This is a genomic window from Spirosoma montaniterrae (genome assembly GCF_001988955.1).
Lineage (GTDB): Bacteria > Bacteroidota > Bacteroidia > Cytophagales > Spirosomataceae > Spirosoma > Spirosoma montaniterrae.
The window spans coordinates 3,825,252-3,840,041 of sequence record NZ_CP014263.1 but is presented as its reverse complement, the minus strand read 5'-3'; the positions used below and the strand labels follow the sequence as shown (position 1 = coordinate 3,840,041).

16 protein-coding genes are annotated in these 14,790 nt (G+C 52.6%); 9 read left to right on the top strand and 7 right to left on the bottom strand.

Annotated features, from left to right (window positions below; all coding sequences use genetic code 11):
• Nucleotides 1-169: 169 nt before the first annotated feature.
• The 3 genes from AWR27_RS16585 to AWR27_RS25820 form a co-directional block, all read right to left on the bottom strand.
• A complete protein-coding gene (locus tag AWR27_RS16585; protein ID WP_077132197.1) occupies nucleotides 170-1,327 on the bottom strand; it encodes a pyridoxal phosphate-dependent aminotransferase in 1,158 nt (385 codons plus the stop codon).
• Between the two features lie 141 nt (nucleotides 1,328-1,468).
• Nucleotides 1,469-2,083 carry an NUDIX hydrolase gene (locus AWR27_RS16580; RefSeq protein ID WP_335695392.1) on the bottom strand — a complete coding sequence of 205 codons (615 nt, stop codon included), beginning with the start codon at nucleotides 2,081-2,083 and terminating at the stop codon, nucleotides 1,469-1,471.
• Nucleotides 2,084-2,189: 106 nt separating this feature from the next.
• A complete protein-coding gene (locus tag AWR27_RS25820; protein ID WP_232325859.1) occupies nucleotides 2,190-2,369 on the bottom strand; it encodes a hypothetical protein in 180 nt (59 codons plus the stop codon).
• Nucleotides 2,370-2,428: 59 nt separating this feature from the next.
• On the opposite strand from AWR27_RS25820, the gene AWR27_RS25815 reads away from it, so the two are divergent.
• On the top strand, nucleotides 2,429-2,746 hold the full coding sequence (locus tag AWR27_RS25815; protein WP_232325858.1) for a VIT1/CCC1 transporter family protein: 318 nt from the start codon (nucleotides 2,429-2,431) through the stop codon (nucleotides 2,744-2,746).
• 9 nt (nucleotides 2,747-2,755) lie between these two features.
• On the opposite strand, the gene AWR27_RS16570 is transcribed toward AWR27_RS25815, so the two are convergent.
• A complete protein-coding gene (locus tag AWR27_RS16570; protein ID WP_077132195.1) occupies nucleotides 2,756-3,157 on the bottom strand; it encodes a DUF4870 domain-containing protein in 402 nt (133 codons plus the stop codon).
• 187 nt (nucleotides 3,158-3,344) lie between these two features.
• On the opposite strand from AWR27_RS16570, the gene AWR27_RS16565 reads away from it, so the two are divergent.
• A complete protein-coding gene (locus AWR27_RS16565; protein ID WP_077132194.1) occupies nucleotides 3,345-4,064 on the top strand; it encodes a sterol desaturase family protein in 720 nt (239 codons plus the stop codon).
• Nucleotides 4,065-4,097: 33 nt separating this feature from the next.
• Here AWR27_RS16565 and AWR27_RS16560 read toward each other — a convergent pair whose 3' ends face one another.
• The gene (locus AWR27_RS16560) at nucleotides 4,098-7,541 is read right to left on the bottom strand and encodes a pyruvate carboxylase (protein ID WP_077132193.1); all 3,444 of its coding nucleotides are present in this window, start codon (nucleotides 7,539-7,541) and stop codon (nucleotides 4,098-4,100) included.
• Nucleotides 7,542-7,733: 192 nt separating this feature from the next.
• Between AWR27_RS16560 and AWR27_RS16555 the strand changes: the two genes are divergently transcribed.
• The 7 genes from AWR27_RS16555 (at nucleotide 7,734) to pfkA (ending at nucleotide 13,301) form a co-directional block, all read left to right on the top strand.
• Nucleotides 7,734-7,994: a type II toxin-antitoxin system RelE/ParE family toxin gene (locus AWR27_RS16555; protein WP_077132192.1), complete on the top strand. Its 261-nt coding sequence runs from the start codon at nucleotides 7,734-7,736 to the stop codon at nucleotides 7,992-7,994.
• A gap of 14 nt (nucleotides 7,995-8,008) precedes the next feature.
• Nucleotides 8,009-8,323, top strand: a complete 315-nt coding sequence (locus AWR27_RS16550) for a HigA family addiction module antitoxin (protein ID WP_077132191.1) — start codon at nucleotides 8,009-8,011, stop codon at nucleotides 8,321-8,323.
• A gap of 65 nt (nucleotides 8,324-8,388) precedes the next feature.
• On the top strand, nucleotides 8,389-9,231 hold the full coding sequence (locus tag AWR27_RS16545) for a DUF2911 domain-containing protein (RefSeq protein ID WP_077132190.1): 843 nt from the start codon (nucleotides 8,389-8,391) through the stop codon (nucleotides 9,229-9,231).
• 51 nt (nucleotides 9,232-9,282) lie between these two features.
• A complete protein-coding gene (locus tag AWR27_RS16540; RefSeq protein ID WP_077132189.1) occupies nucleotides 9,283-10,089 on the top strand; it encodes an FkbM family methyltransferase in 807 nt (268 codons plus the stop codon).
• A complete protein-coding gene (locus AWR27_RS16535) occupies nucleotides 10,086-11,390 on the top strand; it encodes a glycosyltransferase family 4 protein (protein WP_077132188.1) in 1,305 nt (434 codons plus the stop codon). The genes AWR27_RS16540 and AWR27_RS16535 overlap by 4 nt, the downstream gene beginning before the upstream one ends.
• Nucleotides 11,391-11,448: 58 nt before the next feature.
• Entirely contained in the window at nucleotides 11,449-12,195 is a 747-nt protein-coding gene (locus AWR27_RS16530; protein ID WP_077132187.1) for a glycosyltransferase family 2 protein, read from the top strand.
• A gap of 131 nt (nucleotides 12,196-12,326) precedes the next feature.
• Nucleotides 12,327-13,301 (top strand): 6-phosphofructokinase, encoded by a 975-nt coding sequence (gene pfkA, locus AWR27_RS16525; RefSeq protein WP_077132186.1) that lies wholly within the window; start codon nucleotides 12,327-12,329, stop codon nucleotides 13,299-13,301.
• A 25-nt stretch (nucleotides 13,302-13,326) separates the two neighbouring features.
• On the opposite strand, the gene AWR27_RS16520 is transcribed toward pfkA, so the two are convergent.
• Together AWR27_RS16520 and AWR27_RS16515 are read right to left on the bottom strand one after the other, a co-directional pair.
• Complete coding sequence (locus AWR27_RS16520) at nucleotides 13,327-13,980, bottom strand: SprT-like domain-containing protein (RefSeq protein WP_157579250.1); 654 nt, start codon at nucleotides 13,978-13,980, stop codon at nucleotides 13,327-13,329.
• Nucleotides 13,981-13,993: 13 nt separating this feature from the next.
• On the bottom strand, nucleotides 13,994-14,779 hold the full coding sequence (locus AWR27_RS16515) for a YdcF family protein (RefSeq protein WP_077132184.1): 786 nt from the start codon (nucleotides 14,777-14,779) through the stop codon (nucleotides 13,994-13,996).
• Between the last annotated feature and the right edge of the window lie 11 nt (nucleotides 14,780-14,790).

The following is a 14,790-nucleotide window of genomic DNA, read 5'->3' as shown; positions in this document are numbered from 1 at the left end:
GTTGGAAACTGAAAATTATGTTTTTGTAACGCTTGAGGTGGGCTGGTACGCAGAGACGCCCGGAGAAAAAAAGAGATACACGGAGACCTGGTAGCTGCTACTGCTAAACGCTACAAAAATCTTCTTCGTGTATCTCTTTGCTACTCTTGTGTAGCTCTGTGCAATAAAATCACTCACTAATTCGCCGAACGGCTTCCCAGATGCGTTCTTTCGGTACACATAGCGACACGCGCACGTAGCGATTGCCTTTCGGGCCGAAAATGAAGCCGGGCGCAATAAACACGTGCTTTTGCCGCAGCAGATTATCGACCAGCGTTTCGGCTGATTCGACTGAATCGGGGAGGTTGGCCCAGATAAATAAGCCCTCCTGATCGGTGGCGTAGGTGCAGCCGAGGGCGTCGAGCAGGGCGTACACGGCTTCTAAGCGGCCTTCGTACACGGCGTTGCGGTCACGGTGCCAGTCGTCGGAGTTGGTTAAGGCTTCGGCGGCAGCATCCATCAGGGGCCGAAACTGCCCCGAATCGACATTGCTTTTGATTGTCAGTACCGCATCGACATAGGCTTTGGTACCGGCCATCCAGCCAATTCGCCAGCCCGCCATATTGTGCGACTTGCTGAGCGAGTTCAACTCAACAGCAACTTCTTTCGCGCCATCGACCGAGAGCAGGCTAATGGGCGGTTTTTTGTTCAGAATCAGGCTATATGGGTTGTCGTGGCAAAGCAACACCCGATGGTCGTGGGCGAACCGCACGGCCCGCTCGAACAACGCCTGCGTAGCCGGAGCACCCGTAGGCATGTGCGGGTAGTTCATCCAGACAATTTTCGTGCTGGGTGTTACGAGGTCGGCCATTGCTTCCCAGTCGGGTTGCCAGCCGTGGTGTTCAAGTAGCGGGTATTCCAGCACCTTCGCACCAACCATTTGGCTCACGGCCCGGTAGGCCGGGTAGCCGAGTTCGGGTACTAACACACCGTCGCCATCGTTCAGAAAGGTCATCGACAGGTGTGTAATGCCTTCTTTTGAGCCAATAAGTGGCAAAATTTCGGTATCGGCATCAAGCGAAACGCCATACGTATGCTTATAAAACCGGGTGATGGCCTGCCGCAGGCCGGGCGTACCTTTGTAGGGCTGGTAGCCGTGAGCATTGGGCTGCTGCGCTGATTGCGACAGCGCGGTCAGGGTGTTGGCCGAAGGCATCAGGTCGGGGTTGCCGATACCGATGTTGATAACGTCGTGTCCGGCGGCCATGAGCGCACGGACTTCGGCGAGCTTAACGGAAAAGTAATATTCCTGGGTTTGATTAGCGCGGTGGGCGAGGGGAATAATCATGTTTAACTAAAGTTTGTCAGGACCAGGAGTCTGAACCGGGATTAGCCAGGATTATCAAGATTACCCAAGATTTTACGCTTCGCTTGTTTATAAACCCGAACAAGCGAAGCGTCGAATCCTGTTTAATCTTGATAATCCTGGCTAATCCCGGTTCAGAAGGTTCAAGTGCTTGAGCAGTGGTGCCACATGCAGGGCTTGCAGCATTTCGCCCTGTTCGATGATCTGCATAGCCCGTTCTGGGGATACTAAATGCACGGTAATTTCTTCGGTAATTTCCAGATTTTGCGCTTGTTGCAGTTCAACGCCCGTGGCTAAATAACAGTAGGTTCGGTTAGCGTGGGTGCCCGGATTGGCCGAGAGTGTCAGCAGCAGTTGCCATTGGCCTCCACCGAAGCCGGTTTCTTCGAGCAATTCGCGCCGGGCCGTTTCCAGTGGGTCGTCGGCTTGCCCGTCAGCATTACGGTCGATAACACCGGCGCAGAGTTCGTAATGAACATCTTTGGCACCGTGCCGATACTGGCGGATAAGCACCAATCGATTATCGGTCGTTACGGCTACGACGTTGATCCAGTCGGGATACTCAAAAATAAAGTAATCGGGAATGTAGCCGCCGTTTGCCATCCGAACGGCGTCTTTGCGAACAGTAAACCACGGCAATTGATGAACGTATTCGGAGCGTTCTACCTGCCAGGGTTGCGGGTCGTTATCGGGCATCATGCCGCAAAGGTACGCACAAACCCGAACGGCTTTTTGCAAAGGCTCATATAAACCAGCCGTTTCAGTTCGTTCTACAGGCAGCGCGGGCGATAAAAAACGCCTGCTGTCTGCTCCAACCTGATGAAACAGTCGATTGCCGCCTTTGCTATTGCGTCATGCCTTTTTTGTTCTGCCTGCCACCGTCCTGTCGGGTATTTTCAACGAACACCCCACACAGCGGCCCGGCTACCTGCCACACCACCTGCGAGGGCAACGTCTGATAGCTCCGCTGATACGCTTTTTGCTGAAAATGTCGAGCCAGCCCGTGACAGCCAGGAGGTTGCACTGGTAGCGAGTACTGCCACCCGGCCCGTTGCGGTAACCAATAGAATCGTACAACAGCGCATGCAGCGGGTACAATCGATGCTGGCTACGCCGGTTCAAACTGTTCAGCGGCCCGATGGCCCCGGCCCCAAACCCAAAAAGCAACTCCGATTAGGCAACCGAATTCGGGAGGAGCTGGGGCTACCGTTGCGCGAAGAACTGAACTGGTGGCAGCGGATTAGCTGGAAGCTGAAAGCGTCGTTTTTCGTAATACTGCTGGCCGTTGTTTTTGCTATTTTTCAGATCAATACGCTGGCAATCATCTTCGGTTTGCTGGGCGCGTTTCTGTTAATTACCGGCTTAAAGAAGTCGTTCAAAACCCGAAGACCGTGGTTATGATTTCGTTGACTATTTCACGAACCGAAACGTCAACGGGTAACGATAATATTCGCCGTTATTGGCTTTTACGGCGGCAATAAGCGTAAAAATCAGCCATACCGCTCCCACAATCCAGATCAGCACAAAGCCCACAAGCAGCAGAAACAGCACAAACGAAATGGCCGACGCTATGGCAATGGTGATGTTGAAATTCAGGGCTTCCTTGCCGTGAAAATCCACAAAAGCCGACCGTTCTTTCTGCACCTGCCACACAATCAGCGGCCCAACAACGCTGCCAACAACGGTAAAGAGGCCGGTTAGCGCACTCAGATGCGCGAGCATGGCCCACATCCGCTCGTCGGATTGGTTCAGGGGCGCGGGGCCGGTCGGAACGGGTGAGTAGGGTGGGGGGGTAGGCGGTTGGTTTTCCATCAGATTTGCAGACGTTTTGGTTTAGCAAGGTAAGTTACGACAATTTCACTACTGCTCAGCGATTTCCTTGGTGTTTTCGGGCGGGTTGAGTAGGCGTCGAACCTGAATAGAAATTGATATAGGTCAATATTTTGGCAGGAGACAGGCGTTTGCTTTGGGGTATTGTTTTACATAAACCCCAACGGCTATGTTACCCGTTATTTTCGCGATTTTCGCTTTCTGTTTTTTGCTCGAACGGCTCTTTCCCGGCTGGAAACTCCCGACCGTGCCTACCTGGACAATACGTGTACTGGCTATCAACTTTGTGCAGTTGATGGTGGTGGTCGTAGCCGGGTTTACGTGGGAAAAATGGCTCTCTGCCTATTCGCTATTTCACCTTTCCAATCACGTTGGCAACGCAGGCGGGGGTGTGATTGCCTACGTTATCGCTACGTTCATCTTTTACTGGTGGCATCGTTGGCGGCATACGGTCGATTTTCTGTGGACACACTTTCACCAAATACACCACAGCCCGCAACGACTGGAGGTCATCACGTCGTTTTATAAGCACCCGCTCGAAATGACGGTCAACTCCGTCATCGGCACGCTGCTGGTTTATACGTTACTCGGTCTGAACGCTGAAGCGGGAGCTATTTATACGCTTTGCACGGCATTGGGCGAGTTTTTTTATCACACAAACGTAAAAACTCCGCAGTGGGTCGGCTACATATTTCAGCGACCCGAAATGCATCGAATCCATCACGAATACGAAAAGCATACCAGCAACTACGGCGACATTGTCTGGTGGGACATGCTGTTCGGCACGTATCAGAACCCGAAGGAATTTCGCTCGACCTGCGGCTTCGATGAGGAAAAAGAGCTTCGGTTAGGCGACATGCTGCGCTTTCGGGACGTTCACCGGGAATGAAACAAAGAAGGCTCCTGCTGAGGAGCCTTCTTCTTACGACAATTCCACTACCCAGTCGTCCTGCTCGACGGTGACGTTTTCGCCGAGTACAATCTTCGAGACCTTTCCTTCTTTCGGAGCTGAGACGATACTTTCCATTTTCATGGCTTCGATCACAAAGAGCGGTTGATTTTTCTTTACCGTGTCGCCGGGTTTGACCAGAATGCGCGTCAGGCGGCCCTGCAACGGCGCACCCACGTCGCCGGGTTTGCCAACTTTGGCGTTTTGCACTTTCTCGACCTTCGAGGCTTTATCGCGCACCTGCACCTGCCGGCTTTGTCCGTTCAGTTCAAACGTAATGGTTCGCATTCCGAATGCATCCGGTTCCGACATAAACAGTAGCCGTACCAGAATGCTCTTGCCCGGTTCAATCTGAATCAGAATCTCTTCCCCTTCTTTCAGACCGTAGAAAAACGCAGGTGTCGGAATCACGCTCACGTCGCCGTACTGCTGATTAGCCCGGTAATATTCATCGTAGACTTTGGGGTACATCTGGTACGACAAATAATCGACGAATCCGTCACTGTGCGGATATTTTTCGGTAAAGGCTTTGTAATCAGCGTCGAAATCAATCGGTTTCAGGTGTTCGTTGGGCCGACCCGTAATCGGCTGTTCGCCTTTCAGCACGGCCCGCTGCACGTCTGCCGGGAAACCACCGACAGGCTGACCCAGTTCGCCCTTGAAGAAACCCTTCACCGATTCGGGGAACGCCAGCGACTCGCCCCGCTCCGTGATGTCCTGCGCGGTGAGGTTGTTGGCGGTCATAAAAATCGCCATGTCGCCCACTACTTTTGACGAGGGCGTTACCTTCACAATATCGCCGAACAACTGATTGGCAATCACGTAGTTTTTCTTCAGCGTCTCGAATTTATCGCCCAATCCGGTGGCAATGGCCTGCGGTTTGAGGTTGGAGTACTGCCCGCCCGGAATTTCGTTTTCGTAGACCTCCGCGCTGCCCGCTTTCATACCACTCTCGAAGGGGTAGTAGTATTCGCGCACGTCTTCCCAGTAGTTCGAATAAGCATTCAGCGAGGGCAAATTAATCGGGCATTCACGTTCGTGGCCCTGCATCATCGCCACTACCGAGTTAAAATTCGGCTGCGACGTCAGACCCGATAGTGCACCCAGCGCACAATCGACAATATCGACGTTGGCGTTGATGGCGTTGAGGTAGGTTGCGGCCTGAATGCCCGCCGTGTCGTGCGTATGCAGGTGAATCGGGATGGCAACGGCTTTCTTCAGTTCCGTAACTAATGTGTTGGCCGCCAGCGGTTTCAGCAGCCCGGCCATGTCTTTGATGCACAGCAGATGCGCCCCTTCATCTTCCAACTGTCGGGCCAGATCGAGGTAATATTGGAGGGTGTATTTTTGCGATGTATGCAAATCGCCGGTGTAGCAGATGGCGGCTTCGCAGAGGGCATCGGTGCGTTCGCGAACGGCCCGGATGCTTACTTTCATCGCTTCGATCCAGTTCAGCGAGTCGAAAATGCGGAACACGTCGATGCCCGTTTCCCACGATTTCTCCACGAATTTTTCGATCAGGTTATCCGGGTAAGCCGAGTAGCCGACGGCGTTGGAGCCGCGAAACAGCATTTGCAACAGCATGTTGGGCATGGCCTCGCGCATGGCTTCGAGCCGTTTCCAGGGACTTTCGTACAGAAACCGCATGGCTACGTCGAAGGTGGCACCGCCCCAGACTTCCATCGAAAACAGTTCAGGGTGCGCTTTGGCGAACCCTTCGGCCACTTTCATCAAATCCTGCGTTCTGACGCGCGTCGCCAGCAGCGACTGGTGTCCGTCGCGGAAGGTAGTATCGGTGTATAAAACCCGTTTCTGGTCTGTCACCCACTGCACAAACCCCTCACGGCCTAGCTCTTTTAGTCGGTCGCGGTTGCCCGACGGGTAGGGGCTGTAGGTGTCGAAGGCTGGCACAACGGGCGTGCGGAATACCTTGCTGTCATCGCGCTTTTTTACTTCAGGATTACCGTTTACAATCACTTCGCCGAGATAATTGAGTACCCGCGTCGAACGGTCCTGCACCTGCCGAAGCTGAAACAGTTCGGGATGGTTCTCGATGAACGATACCCGCGCTTCGCCCCGCTGAAAAATGGGATGGCTGATTACGTTCAGCAAAAAGCCGATGTTGGTTTTAACGCCCCGGATTCGGAACTCGACTAATGCCCGCGTCAGGCGTTGGGTAGCTCCTTTGAGGGTGCGGCCCCGCGCCGAAACTTTCACAATCATCGAATCGAAGTAGGGCGAAATTTTCATGCCCGCGTAGCTGCTGCCTTCGTCGAGCCGGATGCCAAAGCCCGCAGCGTTGCGGTAAGCGATGATGGTGCCGAAATCGGGTTTGAAGCCGTTGGTAGGGTCTTCGGTGGTGATGCGGCACTGAATGGCGTAACCGTTGAGCGGTACCTCGTCCTGATGGTTAATGTAGATGCCGTTGTCGGACAACTGATAGCCCATCGCAATCAGAATCTGCGTTCTGACAATGTCGATACCCGTTACTTCTTCCGTAATCGTGTGTTCAACCTGAATGCGCGGGTTAACTTCGATGAAGTAAATGTTCTCGTTTTTATCGACCAGAAACTCGACCGTACCGGCGTTGGAATAATTCACGGCGCGGCCCAATTGCAGCGCGTAGTCATACAATTTCTGTTTCGTTTCCTGCCGCAGGCCAAACGACGGAGCCACTTCAACTACCTTCTGAAACCGCCGTTGCACCGAGCAGTCACGTTCATAGAGGTGAATCAGGTTGCCGTGCGTATCGCCCAGCAACTGCACCTCGATGTGCTTAGGGTCTTCGATGAATTTTTCGAGGAAAATGGTATCGTCGCCAAACGCGTTTTTGGCTTCGTTTTTAGCTTCAGTAAAGGCTTTCTCAAAATCGTCGGCGTTGCGTACTACGCGCATTCCGCGCCCACCGCCCCCGGCAGCAGCCTTCACCATGACGGGAAATCCGATGCGTTCGGCTTCTTCTTTTGCCCGCTCCGGCGACATGTTTTCCTCCCGCGAATCGGGGATGAGCGGCACCCCGGCTTTGGTAGCGAGGTTTTTAGCCCGCACCTTATCGCCGAGCGCGTCCATTGCTTCGGGCGAGGGTCCAACAAAAATAATGCCCTCTTCGCGGCATCGCCGGGCCAGTTTCACATTCTCCGACAGAAAGCCGTAGCCGGGGTGGATAGCGTCGATTTTTTGTCGTTTTGCCAGTAAAATCAGGCCATCAACGTCGAGATAAGGTTTGAGCGGGTCTTCGTCGCGGCCAATCTGGTAGGCTTCGTCGGCCTTGTAGCGGTGCAGCGAATAGCGGTCTTCGTAGGTGTAAACGGCAACGGTGGTAATGCCGAGTTCGGTGGCGGCCCGCATGATGCGGATGGCAATTTCGCCCCGGTTGGCAACGAGCAGGCGTTTAATTGGACGGATATACTCTTTCATGAATAGCAGGCCAGAATGGCTTCAGGTTGTGCAGGTGTCTGAACGACAGGGCAAGATTATCAAAAATTTGGGAAAAAGGGGCGTCTGCCGCAGAAAGGTTTGGTGAAGTATTCTGTATCAACTACTTATTGGCTACAAATGTGGCTTTAAATCAGCTTGTAATGCGTAACAATACACATTACATTTGTAGTGATGATTTGCTCGATACACCATAAAGGTTTACGACTTTACTATGAAGAAGGTAATGGAGCAAAATTGCCCCCAGCTTATTTGAAAAAAATTGCCCGTTTGCTGACATCGTTGGATGCCGTTTCATCGGTTGACGATATAGTGCAACTGGGTTCCGGCGATATGACCGATTACTGGGCTATTCATGTCAGTGCCAACTATAAACTTATTTTTCGCTTTGATAAGGGTGATGTACACGACGTTAACTATGTAGATTACCACTAAATCATAACTCAATTATGTTGAAACGAAATTTGCCACCGAGCCATCCTGGCGAAATCTTACGGGAAGACTTTATTAAAGAACGCGGCCTGACCATTACCGAAGTAGCAAAAGGCTTAAATATGGCGCGGGCAAATTTGTCGGTTATTGTGAATGAACATGCGGGTATTAGCCCGGAATTAGCCGTAAAACTCGCTATAGCTTTCGGGAACACGCCCCAATTCTGGATTAATTTGCAGAAGAATTACGAATTGTGGCACGCAGAGCGGACGGTTGACCGGGACTCTATTCGTCGGTTCGTAAGTGAGCCACTTAACAGGCAAGCAGCTTAACGAAAGTCGTAAACCGTAATAACTCCGTAATCTTGCACTAAAAATAAAACCCCCTTCACAACACTATGACAGCACGTTTGCTTTCGGTGGCGTTTGTTGCCGCTGCCATCACCACCACACAGGCGCAGATTCAGACGCCATCTGCCAGCCCGCAGGCTACGGTTTCGCAGCAAATCGGGTTAGGCACCGTAACAGTCGAGTACGGGCGACCATCGCTCAAAGGCCGGGTTATGTTCGGCGACCGCGTGCCCTACGGCAAAGTATGGCGGGCCGGAGCCAACAAAGCCACTAACCTCGTGCTGTCGGAAGAAATGCAGATTGCCGGAAAATCGATTCCGGCGGGGCGTTATGGCCTGTATTCTATTCCAAACGAGACCGAATTTACGTTTATCGTTAACAAAGATGCTAACGTATTCGGCGCGTATTCGTACAAAGACGCCAACGATGTCGCCCGTTTTACGGTGAAGATCGAGAAAGCGACTGTGCCGACCGAAAATTTGACCTATGAGTTTACGGACTTCACGCCCACCTCGGCTAACCTGACGCTGCGTTGGGAAAACATGGTGGCGAAGCTGCCCATCAAACACGACCCAGACGCTCGCATCATGGCGCAAATTGCCGAACAGACTGCCAAAGCCGATGCCAAGCCGGGCGTGCTGATGGCCGCTGCTGACTATTACTACGAAACCAACCGCGACCTGAAACAGGCCATGGCCTGGGCCAACAAAGTGGTAGAAGCCGACCAGAAATACTGGACCTATTACTTACGCGCCAAAATTGCCGCCAAATCGGGCGACTGCAAAACCGCCCGCGCCGACGCCCTCCAGTCGCTCGACATGGCGAAAAAAGCAGGCGACGATGCCTATGCCAAAAACAGCGAACTGCTGCTAAAGCAATGCGGTCAGTAAGTTTGCAGTTAGGTGCATCATTACGACCATACTGAAATACCTATTTTCTGCATGTGGCTTTTTAAATACCTCTTTACCAATCTATATCGGGCATTGCAAACAGCCAATGGTCGGCGGCTGTTGTGGCTGTTTCTACGCTACGCCAACCGCCCACGCCATCAGTCGGGCGTGATTCCGTTTTTGCGCTATCGTTTTGACGTACCTGATGCCTTGTCATTTGTGTGGCAGTTTAAAGAGATTTTTGCCGACGAATCCTACCAGTTCAACACCACGACACCCCAACCGCTTATCATCGACTGTGGAGCCAACATCGGCACCAGTCTGGCTTATTTCCGGCAGACATACCCACAGGCTCGTATTGTTGCATTCGAGGCTGACCCGGCTATCGGGGCTGTGTTGACCCGAAACTTACAGGCTAACGGCATTACGGGCGTTGAGGTTATCAACAAAGCCGTCTGGATAAACGACGACGGGCTGGATTTCGGCACGGGCGAGGCCGACGCGGCATCCATGTTTTCGGAGGCTGGACGCAGGCGGGTGCCGTCGGTGCGGTTGCGCGACGTGTTGCTGCGCGAAACCCGCGTCGATATGCTGAAAATTGACATCGAAGGGGCCGAAACCGACGTGCTGCTCGACTGCCACGATGCCCTGACAAACGTGCAAAATCTGTTTATTGAATACCACGCCTACATTGGTCATCCGCAAACACTGGGAGGTATCGTTAACCTGCTCGAACAGAATGGATTTCGGTATTACATTGACAGCAATCAGGCCCGTACCCGCCCACTCGTGAACCACCGCTACCGGAGCAACGACCTGATGGATTTGCAACTCAACATCTATGCCCACCGCCCGTGAACGTCGTTCATCTGAGTACTTATCACCTGTTTGGCGGGGCCGCTGTGGCTGCTACCCGGCTGCACCGCGCCATGCTGAAACTACGCGAGTTGGGTGCATCTGTCAACAGTACATTACTCGTAGGTACGTCGGCACGGCAGGAAGCGCACAAGCCTGAAGACGGCGTGGTGTTTCTGGCGAATAATTTTCTGGCCGAGCAAACGGCATTTGGTCGATTTGTGGCCGAGCGGCTCTATTTCCTACCGTTCGAGAGAGACCGGGCCGTGCGGTTCCAGTTTTCGCCAGCGGCATTCGGGGCCAACCTGAATTTTCATCCCGCTATCCAGCAAGCCGATGTGCTGCACCTGCACTGGATCAATTTCGGTTACCTCTCTCTCAGCACGTTACAAACACTGTTCGATCTCGGCAAACCTGTTGTCTGGACGCTGCACGACCAATGGGCTTTTACGGGTGGATGTCATTACACGCGGGGCTGCAACCATTATTTGAACCATTGCCGCCAATGCCCGTATCTGAAAAACCCCGGCGAACACGATTTGGCCTACCGCATCTTTGAACGAAAACTGCGGCTGTTCGAGAATGCCGACGTGCATTTTGCCCCGCCGAGCCGGTGGCTGGCCGACGATGCCATGCGGAGCAAACTACTGCGTCGATTTCCGTTTACCGTAATTCCGTATGCAATCGATCAGGAAACGTTTCGCCCAATCGACCGCACCCGTGCCAACGAACGGCTGGGCCTGCCCAATACTAACCGCCCCCGGCTGCTGTTCGGCAGCGCGAATGTGACCGACCCGCGCAAGGGATTCCGGTACTTTGCCGAAGCACTTACACGGCTGCGGGAGCAACAGCCCGACCTCGATCCCGAAATTTTAGTGTTCGGCAAAGGGCGTAGTTATTTATTGGACGAACTGCCCTACCCTGTTCAGCATTTGGGTGTACTGACGTCAGCCGACGACGTTGTGGCGGCCTATAATGCTGCCGAAGCAATGGTTGTTCCGTCGCTGGAAGATAACCTGCCTAATACGGTCATTGAAGCACTGGCCTGCGGCACGCCAGTAGTAGCGTTCGGCACAGGCGGCATCCCTGAAATGATTGACCATCAACAAAATGGCTATCTTGCCGCCGTTGGTTCGGCTCAGGAACTGGCCGATGGGCTGGCGTTTGTATTGAACCACCAACAACCTGCTGTGTTGCGGCAAAACGCCCGTCAATTCGCAGAGAATCGTTTTTCGGAAGACGTTGTGGCGTCGCAGCTTTATGATTTGTACAAATCGTTAATGAGCGAAAGAGTGAAAGAATGAAAGAGCGTTTAGTGGCTGGCTCTCCCTCTTTCGCTCTTTCGCTCTTTCACTCATTTCCATGCTCCTATCTATTGTTACCATCACTTACAACGCCGAGCGTTTTCTGGAGCGAACCATTCGGAGCGTCATTGCCAGCCCATCGGCAGACGTAGAATATTTGATTATTGATGGAGCATCGACCGATAATACACTTACTATTATCCGGCTGTATGAACACAGTATTACGACCTGGACGTCGGAACCCGACCGGGGGCTATACGACGCCATGAACAAAGGGATGCATCGGGCGCGGGGCCGATACGTTTGGTTTATGAACGCGGGCGACGAACTTCACGATGCACAAACCCTGCCCAATCTGCTCGACCGCATCCGGGCCACTGCCGCCGACGTGTATTACAGCGACGCGCTGTTTGTGCAGGAGAACGGTTCTGCGGTAGGGCTTCGTAGCGTAGTAACTCCTCATTCGCTGCCCAAAAATCTGACCTGGCACGATATGGCAATGGGCATGAAAGTTTGTCATCAGGCGTTTGTGGCCCGGCGCAGCATTGCCCCCGATTATCTGACCCATAATCTAAGTGCTGATTTAGACTGGGAAATTCGCTGCCTGAAAGCGGCAAAGCAGATTGAGTTTTTGCCATTCACTTTGTGCAAATATCTCGTCGGGGGTTTGTCGGTGCAGCAACACCGGCGATCATTAACGGATCGATTTAAGGTGTTAATGGCACATTTCGGACTGCTTCCAACGCTGCTTAATCACGGGCGAATTGTTTGGCGGGCGTGGCGGCACTCCACCCCGGATGTGTGAATTTTACGTGAAACCGGGGGATAATTACGCTTACCTTACCTTTAGATTACGAAATGCGGATAAATTTGCGGGGTTTGTTGTACGAAAGCCCTACCTTCTTGTCCTTTTCCTGTAAAAAATTGACTTAACCAATGAAACGAGTTGCTGTTTTTACCTCTGGTGGCGACGCGCCGGGCATGAACGCCTGTATTCGGGCGGTGGTTCGGGGTGCCGTGTACCATGGCATTGAAGTGTTTGGCATTCGCCGGGGGTACAACGGAATGATAAATGGCGATATATTTCAGATGTCTTCGCACTCGGTGAGTAACATTGTACAGCGCGGGGGCACTATCCTGAAATCGGCTCGCTCCAAAGAGTTTATGACACCCGAAGGGCGCAAAAAAGCCTATGACCAACTCCAAAAATTTGGCATCGAAGGGCTGATTGCTATCGGCGGAAATGGCACATTCACCGGCGCAACCCTTTTCTACGATGAATACGGCATTCCAACCGTGGGCGCGCCCGGCACCATCGATAACGACCTGTATGGTACTGATTACACCATTGGTTTCGATACTGCCGTGAATACGGCCCTCGAAGCGGTCGATAAAATTCGTGATACGGCGGATTCGCACGACCGTATTTTCTTCATCGAAGTAATGGGCCGCGATTCGGGCTATATTGCCATTCAGTCGGGTATTGCGGGTGGTGCCGAATTAGTGATGGTGCCCGAAGTGCTGACACCCCTTTCGGAAGTGGTCGAGACGCTGAAGGCGGGATGGAGCCGTCAGAAGTCGTCATCGATCATTGTCGTGGCCGAAGGCGAAGAAGAAGGCAATGCCGCCGAAATCGCCGAAAAAATCAGAAAACAGGTCGATCCTGACATCGACATGCGCGTAACAACGCTGGGCCACATTCAGCGCGGGGGTATTCCAACCGCCTACGACCGCATTCTGGCGAGCCGTTTAGGGCTGGGTGCGCTCGAAGGGCTGATGGCGGGTGAGAAAAACGTAATGGCTGGCGTTGTGAATAACGAACTGGTTTATACGCCTTTTAAAGACACAATTCGTTTGCCGAAGCCTATCAATGAAGATTTGCTGAGAATGGTGAAGATTCTGAGCGTCTGAGAGAAAGCGGTAAACAGTCTAATTGTTAAGGGCACGGCACTCCCATTTTCCCTGTTGCGTAAAAGTAGTTTGTATTTAAAATTTCCTGCGCCTGGTACGTGCGTAACACACGATCAATTAGTCGCATTTCGTGCCATGCTCTTGTGTTTTGCAAGCCACCCCAGGCCAGTGCCTGCGCCCGCTCGTATGAAATAGCATAGCCGCTGCTCATCAAGGCAACTGCCATGGGCTTTATGTACTGGCGCGACATAATGTCGTGGTCTGTCTCTGTGCTTTGCATTAGATAGACGTGTAAAAGTTCGTGGATGATTGTTGCGGCAATGTATTCTTGCGAAGCCTGCTGTAGTGCGTTTGTATTCAGTGTAATCTCCCAGATTCTGTTGTTTAGAAAATGCGTATCACCAACTACACGGGCATTAGCAAATGCTTCATCGGATAGTACAACGGTAATATCCTCGCACACAAGAAAATCGAAAATTTTACTCAACAACAGCGACCGCAGACGGGCATTGATAATGCGCTCACACACGTAATCGTTGCAGGGAGTCAAATTCTTCTTTTCAATGAACACGGGTATGGGCTGCCTGGTGCTACTCGTTAGTTGCTCACCCTTATTGCCGATAGAGCCAATACTGAGTAGCATTGGCATCAGACAAAGCAAGTTTGACAGCCCTTTCATAAAAGTCTTCTTTTCAAATATACCCTGCTATCCAGTACGTTATATAACCAGTTATTTCCCGCATCAGGAAGTAGGCATCTGTAAATGCCTGCTCGTTGGGAAACAACCACTCGCCCGGCGCGAATGACCGCCGAACGCTCAGAAACGCGCCGGGGAAAGGCGTAACAGCAACGCCCTCTTTTCGGAAACAGGCGACCGCCCGGCGCATGTGCCAGGCCGATGTCACCAGCACGTATCGATACTGACTGGCCGGAAAACGATTTCGCAACATACGCGCCGAAAAAACTGCATTTTCGTGCGTATTACGCGATTGACTTTCCAGCACAAGGTCATCGGCCCGAACGCCCGCTGTACGTAAAAAGCGGGCCGTCATCTGACCCTCATCATTAATGGCTTTAGCCCGAAAAGGCAGACTGCCCATACCGCCACTGATCAGAATTTTCTGCACAGCTCCGGTTTTATAAAGATACAATGCCTGCCCGGCGCGGTCGGCTTCGCGGTCAAGCAAATACCGGTAGTCGGGCGTGTTTTTTTCGGCGTTGGTCATACCGCCGGTCAGTACAACGGCGACACGATTAACCGAATCGCGGGGGACGGCGGTGGGCGGGTATTCCCACCAAAGGGCAAGTTCGTTCGTCAGAAACGAGTTGCCAAACAGCCAGAAAAGTCCGAGGGCTGCGCCAATCAACCGACGTCGGCGGGTGTGATTTTTCGTGAAAAGAGCCAGACATAACGCCATTACGAGCCAACCGGCGGGCGTCAGCACGTAGCTGATGGTTTTGGAAAAGAAATAAAACATAGACTACACGC

Bases quoted from the DNA above. Each gene is read 5' to 3' on its own strand.
- AWR27_RS16585 (WP_077132197.1), bottom strand. From the start codon at position 1,327: ATGATTATTCCCCTCGCCCACCGCGCTAATCAAACCCAGGAATATTAC.
- AWR27_RS25815 (WP_232325858.1), top strand. From the start codon at position 2,429: ATGCAGCGGGTACAATCGATGCTGGCTACGCCGGTTCAAACTGTTCAG.
- AWR27_RS16570 (WP_077132195.1), bottom strand. From the start codon at position 3,157: ATGGAAAACCAACCGCCTACCCCCCCACCCTACTCACCCGTTCCGACC.
- AWR27_RS16565 (WP_077132194.1), top strand. From the start codon at position 3,345: ATGTTACCCGTTATTTTCGCGATTTTCGCTTTCTGTTTTTTGCTCGAA.
- AWR27_RS16560 (WP_077132193.1), bottom strand. From the start codon at position 7,541: ATGAAAGAGTATATCCGTCCAATTAAACGCCTGCTCGTTGCCAACCGG.
- AWR27_RS16555 (WP_077132192.1), top strand. From the start codon at position 7,734: ATGATTTGCTCGATACACCATAAAGGTTTACGACTTTACTATGAAGAA.
- AWR27_RS16550 (WP_077132191.1), top strand. From the start codon at position 8,009: ATGTTGAAACGAAATTTGCCACCGAGCCATCCTGGCGAAATCTTACGG.
- AWR27_RS16545 (WP_077132190.1), top strand. From the start codon at position 8,389: ATGACAGCACGTTTGCTTTCGGTGGCGTTTGTTGCCGCTGCCATCACC.
- AWR27_RS16540 (WP_077132189.1), top strand. From the start codon at position 9,283: ATGTGGCTTTTTAAATACCTCTTTACCAATCTATATCGGGCATTGCAA.
- AWR27_RS16530 (WP_077132187.1), top strand. From the start codon at position 11,449: ATGCTCCTATCTATTGTTACCATCACTTACAACGCCGAGCGTTTTCTG.
- pfkA (WP_077132186.1), top strand. From the start codon at position 12,327: ATGAAACGAGTTGCTGTTTTTACCTCTGGTGGCGACGCGCCGGGCATG.
- AWR27_RS16520 (WP_157579250.1), bottom strand. From the start codon at position 13,980: ATGAAAGGGCTGTCAAACTTGCTTTGTCTGATGCCAATGCTACTCAGT.
- AWR27_RS16515 (WP_077132184.1), bottom strand. From the start codon at position 14,779: ATGTTTTATTTCTTTTCCAAAACCATCAGCTACGTGCTGACGCCCGCC.